Source organism: Gleimia hominis (assembly GCF_032085515.1).
GTDB classification, from domain to species: Bacteria; Actinomycetota; Actinomycetes; order Actinomycetales; family Actinomycetaceae; genus Gleimia; species Gleimia hominis.
In genome coordinates this window covers 98,031-108,120 of the sequence record NZ_JASXSX010000004.1, presented here as the reverse complement: position 1 = coordinate 108,120, position 10,090 = coordinate 98,031, and the positions used below count along the sequence as shown (strand labels likewise).

4 protein-coding genes are annotated in these 10,090 nt (G+C 54.1%); 2 read left to right on the top strand and 2 right to left on the bottom strand.

What is annotated here, in order from left to right; translation table 11 throughout:
- Nucleotides 1-133: 133 nt before the first annotated feature.
- Nucleotides 134-2,923, top strand: coding sequence for a class I SAM-dependent DNA methyltransferase (locus QS713_RS08280; protein ID WP_313274386.1), 2,790 nt, complete (start codon nucleotides 134-136; stop codon nucleotides 2,921-2,923).
- A gap of 149 nt (nucleotides 2,924-3,072) precedes the next feature.
- On the opposite strand, the gene QS713_RS08275 is transcribed toward QS713_RS08280, so the two are convergent.
- Both QS713_RS08275 and QS713_RS08270 read right to left on the bottom strand, forming a co-directional pair.
- The gene (locus QS713_RS08275; RefSeq protein WP_313274385.1) at nucleotides 3,073-5,448 is read right to left on the bottom strand and encodes an ExeM/NucH family extracellular endonuclease; all 2,376 of its coding nucleotides are present in this window, start codon (nucleotides 5,446-5,448) and stop codon (nucleotides 3,073-3,075) included.
- Nucleotides 5,449-5,754: 306 nt separating this feature from the next.
- Complete coding sequence (locus tag QS713_RS08270) at nucleotides 5,755-7,230, bottom strand: NAD-dependent succinate-semialdehyde dehydrogenase (RefSeq protein ID WP_313274383.1); 1,476 nt, start codon at nucleotides 7,228-7,230, stop codon at nucleotides 5,755-5,757.
- 469 nt (nucleotides 7,231-7,699) lie between these two features.
- Here QS713_RS08270 and QS713_RS08265 point away from each other — a divergent pair, with 469 nt between their 5' ends.
- Nucleotides 7,700-10,087 (top strand): Rib/alpha-like domain-containing protein, encoded by a 2,388-nt coding sequence (locus QS713_RS08265; RefSeq protein ID WP_313274380.1) that lies wholly within the window; start codon nucleotides 7,700-7,702, stop codon nucleotides 10,085-10,087.
- Nucleotides 10,088-10,090 lie beyond the last annotated feature (3 nt).

The following is a 10,090-nucleotide window of genomic DNA, read 5'->3' as shown; positions in this document are numbered from 1 at the left end:
CGGAAAATGCACCCACCTCTCCCACAAACGCACCCACCCCAAGCCCTGTATCAAAATGGGTCGCTAAACATCCACTTTTAGCAGCTGCTGCTATGCTTGTTTCGTTCTAGTTTCAGGTTTTGCGAGGTATGGGATGCCGTTTTCATCACGTGCAGCTGCTGCGGATTTTGCTCATCGTTGGCGTGGGCGTGGTTTTGAGAAATCGGATACGCATTCTTTTTGGCTGGACTTATGCGCGAACGTGCTTGGCATGGAATCCGTCACCACCTCTGTACTGTTTGAATCCCGTACTGTGAAGAACGGGTGGATTGATGCGCTCATCCCAGATGCGAAAACGTTCATTGAGCAAAAATCCGCTGGTATTGATTTGGATAAGCCGGAGCTGCGGCAAGGCCGGATGGTCACCCCATTTGAACAGGCGAAGGCGTATGCGGATGCGCAGCCTAATTCGCAGCGGCCAGACACGATTATCGTGTGCAACTTCGAATCCTTTCGGATCCATAGCTTAAACGACGTTGACCCTGCTAATAATTACGACGAGTTCTTACTGGAAGAACTGCCTGAGCAGCTGTATCTTTTATCGTTCCTGGTCGATCCACAGTCGCAGCGTGCGCGCCGTGAAAAGGCGGTGTCTTTAACAGCCGGCGCTAAGATCGGTCAGCTCCACAGTATGCTGCGTGGGCAGTATATTGACCCGGATGCGCCGGCATCACAGCACAGCTTGAACGTGTTGCTAGTGCGGATAGTTTTCTGCTTGTACGCAGAGGACGCGGGGTTGTTTAAACACGGGGCGTTTGGGCGTTACATTAAGGCTTCTTCGACTGCGCGGATTCGGGTTGCTTTGAATGATTTATTTGAGTACTTAGACACCCCAGATGCGAAACGGGACCCGTATAGCGTGCAGTCTTTCGACGGATTTCCTTATGTCAACGGCGGTCTTTTTGCAGACCACGAGGTGGAGATCCCGAACTTTACCGAAGAGATTAAGGAGTTTTTAGTCACTGAGGTCTCGGAGAGTGTGGACTGGTCCCATATTTCCCCGACGATCTTTGGTGGTGTCTTTGAGTCCACACTGAATCCGGAAACCCGGCATGAAGGTGGGATGCACTATACGAGCCCGGAGAATATCCACCGGGTCATTGACCCACTGTTCCTTGATGATCTACGCGCGGAATTAGAGCAGATTGTGCATGATCCCGAGCTAGGGGACCGGGCGCGACACAATCGGCTGCGGAAGTATCAAGAAAAGCTGGCGTCGTTGACGTTTTTCGATGCTGCCGCCGGGAGTGGGAATTTCCTAACCGAAACGTATATCAGTTTGCGCAGGCTAGAAAATAAGGTTATTTCTGAGTTGGCGCAGAACCAGACCTTTTTGGTGTTTGATCAGGTTGGTCAATCGCCCATTAAGGTGACAACCAGCCAGTTTTACGGCATCGAAGTCAACGACTTTGCTGTCGCCGTTGCCCGGGCGGCGCTGTGGATTGCGAAGCTGCAGGCGGATCAAGAAACGGAGATTGTCCTCCAGGAGGGCATGAAGAGCCTGCCCTTAAAGAACAGTCCGAATATTGTGCATGCGAACGCATTAGAGCTGGACTGGAAGCAGGTGTTGGCACCGGAGAAGTGTTCCTATTTAATTGGGAATCCACCGTTTATTGGCTATTCGCGGCTGACGGCCTCGCAGAAGGCGGACCGGGCGCGCGTATTCGGTAAAAAGGGCGGCAATCTTGACTATGTTGCCTGCTGGTATCGCCTGGCGGCCGACTATATGGAAGGAACAACGGCCCAGGCGGCCCTGGTGTCGACGAACTCGATTACTCAGGGCCAGCAGGTACAACCACTGTGGGAGCCCTTGATGGATCGCGGCGTGGTGATTAATTTTGCGCACCGGACCTTCAGGTGGCGGGCAGATTCGGCGGACCCAGCGGCCGTGCACGTAGTGATCGTTGGGTTTAGCTTTGTGGAGCGCAGCGATAAAAAGCTGTTTACCTACCGGGCAGATACGCTCATTGAGACGAGCCACCCGGAGCACATCAACGCGTACTTAGCGGAAGCCCCGGACGTGTTTATCACGAGGCGAAGAAACCCGGTCTGTGATGTTCCCGCGATGTCTCAAGGCTTTAAGCCAGCCGATGGTGGCAACCTTATTCTTTCCCCTGAGGAGCGCGAGGAGCTTCTAGCCGCCGAGCCGCAGGCAGAAAAGTGGATTCGTCCGTTCTCGATGGGCGCGGAATTTATCAACGGTAAGGACCGCTACTGCCTGTGGCTACCGGAGATTACTCCGTCAGAGCTAAATAAGCTGCCGCATGTTCGGGATTACGTGCAAAGCTGTAGAGGATACCGACTGGCCCAAATAAAAACGGGTGATGCTTATAAGCTCGCGGATAGACCACATATTTTTAGGCCCGCTGGAAAATTCGTTGGATGGCCTTATATCGGCGTCCCGCAAGTTTCTTCCGAGCGGCGCGACTATATTCCCATGGGGTTCGTGGATAACGGCATGATTCCGGGGAATATGTTGTATTTTGTGCCGACCGATTCGCGGTTCATCTTTGGGATGCTTATGTCTAGGGTGCATAACGCCTGGATGCGCGTGGTTGGTGGGCGTCTAAAAAGTGACTACAGATACGCGAATACCATTGTTTATAATAACTTCGTTTTCCCTACTGTTACCGATACTCAGCGCGAGGAGATCACTGGCGCCGCCCAGGGCGTCATTGATGCCCGCAAGCCTTATCTAGCAGATGGCGCCACGCTCGCGGATCTCTATGACCCAGATAATTCGTGGCTGTATGCAGATCTGACTAAGGCCCACCAGCGCCTGGATGAGCTTGTCGAACGCGCATACGGGCTACCGGATGGCGCTAGTGAAGAAGAGATTGTGCAGCTGCTTTTCCAGCTCTATGCCGAGGCGACTAAGAAATAGCCTGGGTCTTTGAACTCCTAAAAGTTGTTTCATCGAAAAGAGCTCCGTTCAAAGCTGGTGAAAACAGCCAATTGCAAGCCAGCCTGAACGGACAGAGCGGCTAATCGCAAACTCGTTTCCGTAGCAAAAGCCGCCCTGCCACGATTCGCTTAGTGCTTGCGGCGTTTCAAGGCAAGCAGCCCAGTACCAGCAGCCACAGCTAGCAGACCGAGCGCAACCGCAGCTGCCACATCCGCACCGGTCTTCGCTATCTTCCCACCATTGTTCACGTGGCCACCCGCATGGTTTTCAGACGCATTGCCGCCCTCAGGCTTATTACCAGACTGGCTCCCGGAACCAGACTGGCCACCGGAACCGGGCTGGTTAGGATCCTGCGAACCCGGCTTATCCGGGTTACCTGTGCTAGGGACGTCCGGATTCTCCGCATCCGCCTTCTTGCTCAGGTTGAAACCAATGATCGCACTGTTGTGGTCTGACGCGCGGAAAACATTCGGCCGGTAGTAGTCCGTGCCGGTCGCCATGTACCGCGAGTACTCGCGCGCCTGACTCTCATACGCGTTCGCAGTCCAAATATCGTGGCCCGCATAGAACCCCATCCCGGCTTTCGAAACCATAATGTGGTCCAGCGAACCGAGCATGCCCCCATACGAATACGTGTACTCCGCCCAATCCGTCATGGAACGTTTCGAAGCATGCTCAGTAGTGTTCATCAGATCCGCGTACCCGGAGTCTTTGAGGACCTGGATGGGATCCTCCCCAGAATACGCGTTAAAGTCACCAACCAGCAGCGTGAAATCGGCTTTAGAACTCGCCTGCTCCCGCTGCGCAAACCTGGCCAATGCCTTTGCTTGACGCGTGCGGTCCCCATTATTACGACCGGTGTCGTACGCCGGGCCCTGCGTGTCACCGGGATTCTTATTGTCTTCACCCACAACGGTGCCACCCTTGTACGTGAGGTGGTTATTAATCACCAGTACCCGCCGTTTTGTTATCTTGTGCTCAAAAACCTGAGTAATCGGAGCGCGCGCATCCGCAGCCGACTGGTACGCCGCGTCATCTAAATACTTCGCTTTCCCCACTAAACTTACCTGTGCAGGCTTGTAAATGAATGCCTGGCGAATCATATCTTTCGCCCCGTATTTCGGGGTTTCCTTCGGGGTGGGCACGTAGCTCCACCCCTGAGTCGAATCCGCTTGGTTCAACGCGTTCACTAACTGCTTGAGGCTCTGGTTAGGATCGTCTTGGAAAAGCGGGTCGTTCTCTATCTCCTGTAGCGCAATCACCGCTGCGCCCTGGCGTCCGAGCGTGTTAATGGCCGCAACAATCTTGTCTTCCTGACGTTTCAACCCCGCTTTGTCCCATGCGCCGCGACGCGGGCAATCCCAGTTCCCAGCCACCGGAACCGACTGATCCCACCGGTTCATCGTGGGCCAACACAGAGGCTTGCCATCCTCATCGGTGTCAGTGGCGTCCACACCGAGGCTGGTGAAGTAGTTCAACACGTTGAACGTAGCGACTTTGAGGTTCCCACCCACGTCCGCGGGTTCTGCTTCCGCAACTTTTGTGAAACTAACAAACTCATCTGTCGCGGGGTTGGATTCGGTTGGGTCAAGCACCCACTGTTTATCGGCGCGCGCGACGATCGCGGGGGTCTTGAAGCTCACTTCGGCTCCCAAAGTGGGGCCACTATTCCAGTCGCTGCCCACGAACGGTAGCTGCTTTGGCGGTTTTACTTCCGCCTGGTCATTATTCGAGTCGAACACGGCATCGCTACCATCGTCAATAACCACGCGGTGCGCCGTATTGTACTCTGCTTGGGCTTTCGCCTGCTGTGAACCAGGCCGTCCCATCTGGGTGGGCTGCACCGGTGGCTTATCACCATCCGTTAAAATCAGCTGCCCCACGCTCGTTAACGGGAAGGAATCCGCCAGCCGGAACGTTCCCTTGGGGGTTATCGCCATGCTCTGCAGCTTCTGCGCGTCAGCGTCCGTTTTTGGCGCTGGCACTTGCAGTACCGTAACCAAGTTGCTTTGATTACGCGCGGTAGTTTCCACATTATTTGCCATGAGGGTAGTGAGGCCACCCGGAACATCCACCTGCCCGGTAACCGTAACTGCGTCACCAACCTTCACGTCCGCTACAGCGGTTGCCTTATCCGCCCCATCGGCGCTGACTTTTACGAACACTGCCTGCGAGTTCCCGTACCCGCTTGGCACCGCACTGGTAGGCATTTGAATGGTGAACCCACCTCGGCCTTCCAAGACGGCAGTGACTACACCACTAGTGGTGACCTGTTTGCCCTCATAATCTTTCGGAGAGGTCTGAATATCACTAATTAGCAGCGTTTCAGAAGCCTGGTCGGGGGATTCAGAAGCCTGCTCGGGGGATTCAGAAGCCTGGTCGGAAGATTCAGAAGTCGAATCGGGTGTTTCAGAAGGTTCGGCTGCAACTGCGAGCGGGCTGGAAAACGCGAAAACAAGCGACGCCGCCAGTGGCAACGCGGTAACTGGTCTAAGCAAATGCATGGCAACACTTTCAATCCGGTTGACTACAAGTTATTAATTCTTGGCTGCACTATTGACATAAGAATGCTATAACTGCCCGCCCATTGGTGTCAGCACAACGGGCGGGCAGATAGCCTACGCGCAGTAACCTACCGGCAAACGTAACCTCCTATGAACCCGCTAGTTACCTTTTTACTGCGCTGCTTCGCTCTTCCGGGTACTTCGCTTCGCACGCTCTTCCGGGGGACCCTGCTTCGCGCGCTCGAAGCAAGCCCAAGCGTTTTCACACACTCCCCGGCTAGTAAGTGGGGCGCGCTCGCTTCGGCCCTATTGGCCTGCGTAGGGGTCGCGCACCCCGATGTACTGCACGGACGTGTACTCTTCGATTCCTTCCGCTGCGCCCTCGCGGCCCAAGCCCGACTGCTTCACCCCACCAAACGGTGCGGCTGCGTTCGAGATCACGCCCGCGTTGTAGCCCATCAACCCGTATTCCAAACTGTCGGCCAGCCGCCACATGCGGTCGCTGTTTTCCGTATAGACGTATGAGGCCAAACCGTACTCCGTGTCGTTAGCAGCAGCCACTACCTCAGACTCTGTTTTGAACGTGAAAATGGGGGACAGGGGGCCAAAAATCTCCTCTTGGAACACGCGTGCGCCCCGGTCCATGCCGCGCAACACGGTGGGTTCAAAGAAGTTTCCGGCACCATCTACTCGGCTGCCACCTACCAGTACTTTCCCGCCGTGATCGACCGCGTCTTTCACCAGGGCTTCCATGTTTTCTACGGCGTCTGAGGTGATGAGTGGCCCGCACGTCACCCCTTCTTCCATGCCGTTACCAACTTTCAGGGCTTTGATGGCGCTCACGAGTTTTTCAGTGAACTCATCTGCGACGGACTCGTGAATCAAGAACCGGTTCGCAGCTGTGCAGGCCTCCCCGATGTTACGCATTTTCGCACCCATCGCACCGGCAACCGCCTGGTCGATGTCCGCGTCTTCAAAAACTATGAACGGAGCGTTGCCACCCAGCTCCATGGACGTGCGCAAAACGTTGTCGGCAGCAGCTTTAAGTAAGGTGCGTCCCACGGCAGTGGACCCGGTGAATGACACTTTCCGCAGCCGCTTGTCCGCCATCAAAGGCGTGGAGATCGCGGATGCGCTCTTTCCAGACACGACATTCAACACGCCTTCAGGCAGGCCCGCATCCAGCATTGTCTGTGCAAAATACTGAGCTGTAAGTGGCGTTAGTTTCGCCGGTTTCAACACCATCGTGCATCCCGCAGCAACGGCGGGCCCTACCTTGCGGGTAGCCATCGCCAGGGGGAAGTTCCACGGGGTGATCAGCAGGCACGGGCCCACGGGTTTACGCCGCGTCACCATCCGCAACGCGCCCTCAGGCAAAGTGGCCGTGCGCCCGTAAAGACGCGTGGTCTCTTCACTGAACCAACGCAAAAATTCCGCGCCGTACGTAACTTCCCCTTGCGCTTCCGAAAGTGGTTTCCCCATTTCTAGGGTCATGAGGGCAGCGAATTCCTCTCCGCGTTCATGCACTAACTCAAATGCGCGACGCAAAATGTCAGCGCGTTCACGCGGGGAGGTGCGAGCCCAGTCGGCTTGCGCCTGACACGCAGCGTCTAAGGCTGCGCGCGCATCACCCTCGCCTGCAGAAGCCAGTTCAGCCAGGACCTCATCGGTAGCAGGATTAGTTACCTCGTAAGTTTCATTATTTTTCGCATCGACCCACTCATTATTGATTAGCAGGCCGGTTGGGACACGATTGATCAGTTCTTTAACGTTGACCGTCATGGTCAGCTCCTCTCAACTCCTCCCTTCCAACCTAGCGTGCTAAGGCACCTCATGCGCGGTGGCCGGCACGGAAGGCCGGGTGATAAGACCAGAAGGTAGGTGGCCTGTAGTTATAGAACATTTGCTGATTAAATATTTAATCAAAAAGGACCAATGGCCCAGCCGTATCGTGGTAAAGCCAAATAGGGGATAAATACACCTAAAGCTTGAATAGTTTTTTGTGGGTGATGTGGGTGGGTAACTTGATTTGGTAGTTGTCATCTATTGTGTAAGGTACGATGTCTGGTGAGTTTCAGATAAAAATATCACAAATAGTCGTGTGGGACCTTCGGGCTGGTTGTGTATTCCTTGTACTGCTTATACAGTAATTAGTGTTTGGGGTTTTGTTTACCCAAATTTCGTTCGAGAGGGATTTTTTTAAGTGCGCAAGAAGTATAGATCGCTGCTAGCTCTTGCCACGGTAACCGCAATGGTTTTACCGACAATGGCGTCAGCTGCGACTTTGCAGGAACTTCCGCCGGATTCACCGGTGAAAGTTAATGAAGTTGATGATCGTGATTCAGCCCCGTTTGATGTGAAAGCACAGTTGGGGACTGATGTTGAAGCCGATGATAACGATAATTACAACGTTATTCCGGGCGAAAAGTTTAATTACAATTTGAAGGTCACCCCTCAACAAGCAATTGACGAGGAGCGTGAACTGCAGCGCTGGTTGACTGTTGATGTGTGCCAGGATCCGAACGCACCATTTGACGCGGAGCTGTCGGCGGATAATTTTGGTGCTGACGCAAAACCAACTTCGGTGCAAAAAGACGGTGACAACTGTTGGAAGGCTACATTCGGCACTCCGTATTCTGAGAAATTGGAGCCAAACAATCCTAAGGCTGTTGCGCACTATAACGAGCATCATGATGCGAAACTTGAAGTTGTTGGTACCCGCTTCACTGTTCCCAGTGAAATAACTGCGACGATTCCTGCAACTGTAAGCAGTAACGCTACCGCAGGCACGGTTGCTAAAGGTAAAGCGGAAGCGAAGCAAGGCAGGGTTGCGTACGCGTATGTTCAGCAAGGGTCAAAGGAAGTCACTTGGCTTAATACCAATTCTGCAGTCAACGGCGTAAAACTCTCAAGTTGGTTATTTGAGGATTCGTTTACCATCCCAGATGGCGCGTACGGTGCGGCTTTGACGGATTGGACCTTTTTCACCTCAGCACCTCGTCTTAAAGACGGTAGTTTAGCTGATGAGTCACCGCTTCGGTATGACATGGGTACTGTGCAAGAGAAACGAGTCTTTAAAATTACTCGTGAGCGCGATGAGGTGCCAACAGATGTCACATCAAGAATTGTAACTAACCGAAATGGCACAACTGGCAGCAAGAAAATCGAGATACAAAATGAGGCAGCGCCACGTGAATACCGTTTAGCATCGTATAAAGCGCCTGCTCCCTTCTTTCTTAAACCTGGGGATAAACTAACGTTCAAGTTCGTGGTTATTTCGGGACACGCGAAACCAGTCTTTGACAGCGACATTACGCTGACCAGGCCCGTGGAAGAAACCTCAGCTTCCGCCTCGGCGGCTGTCACCGTGAACGAGGTTATTCCTGGCTTGCCTATTTCTCCGGTGCCGGTGGTGAAGGATGAGCAGGTTGTTCCTGAGGTTATTCATAAGGGTGATCAGGTTGATCTGACGGATAACATCACTGGCTTGCCTGAGGGTGCGAAGGTTGAGGATGTTACGCCCAAGGGTGTGGTGGATGTGAATAAGCCTGGTGAGTACACGGGTAAGGTGAAGGTCACGTTCCCGGATGGGTCCTCCCGCGTGGTTGAAGTACCGGTGACGGTTAAGGACCGTGTCCAAGCTGGGACCATCACCCCGGTGCCAGTGGTGAAGGATGAGCAGGTTGTTCCTGAGGTTATTCATAAGGGTGATCAGGTTGATCTGACCGATAATGTTACTGGCCTGCCTGAGGGTGCGAAGGTTGAGGACATCACGCCTGAGGGTGTGGTGGATGTGAACAAGCCTGGTGAGTACACGGGTAAGGTGAAGGTCACGTTCCCCGATGGGTCCTCGCGTGTGGTTGAAGTACCGGTAACGGTTAAGGACCGTGTCCAAGCTGGGACCATCACCCCGGTGCCGGTGGTGAAGGATGAGCAGGTTGTTCCTGAGGTTATTCATAAGGGTGATCAGGTTGATCTGACCGATAATGTTACTGGCTTGCCTGAGGGTGCGAAGGTTGAGGATGTTACGCCCAAGGGTGTGGTGGATGTGAATAAGCCTGGTGAGTACACGGGTAAGGTGAAGGTCACGTTCCCGGATGGGTCCTCGCGTGTGGTTGAAGTACCGGTGACGGTTAAGGACCGTGTCCAAGCTGGGACCATCACCCCGGTGCCAGTGGTGAAGGATGAGCAGGTTGTTCCTGAGGTTATTCATAAGGGTGATCAGGTTGATCTGACGGACAATGTTACTGGCTTGCCTGAGGGTGCGAAGGTTGAGGACATCACGCCTGAGGGTGTGGTGGATGTGAACAAGCCTGGTGAGTACACGGGTAAGGTGAAGGTCACGTTCCCCGATGGGTCCTCGCGTGTGGTTGAAGTACCGGTAACGGTTAAGGAGCAGTCTGAATCTACGCCAGGCGAACCCGCGCCTAAACCGGACAAGCCGACTCCAGCACCAGTACCGGATAAGCCGACTTCTAACCAGGATAAGCCGGGCACAACTACGGTGAAGGATCAACCAGGTAAAAAGACCAAGCTATCCCGCACAGGTGTTGAGATTACGATACCTGCAGCTTTGGCAGGAATAACGATTCTTGTGGGCACAGGTGCAGCATTGACTGCACGCCGACGCCGTCGCTAGAAC

What these genes read in the sequence shown, in the direction of transcription:
- QS713_RS08280 (WP_313274386.1), top strand. Translation starts at nt 134, where the DNA reads ATGCCGTTTTCATCACGTGCAGCTGCTGCGGATTTTGCTCATCGTTGG.
- QS713_RS08275 (WP_313274385.1), bottom strand. Translation starts at nt 5,448, where the DNA reads ATGCATTTGCTTAGACCAGTTACCGCGTTGCCACTGGCGGCGTCGCTT.
- QS713_RS08270 (WP_313274383.1), bottom strand. Translation starts at nt 7,230, where the DNA reads ATGACGGTCAACGTTAAAGAACTGATCAATCGTGTCCCAACCGGCCTG.
- QS713_RS08265 (WP_313274380.1), top strand. Translation starts at nt 7,700, where the DNA reads ATGGTTTTACCGACAATGGCGTCAGCTGCGACTTTGCAGGAACTTCCG.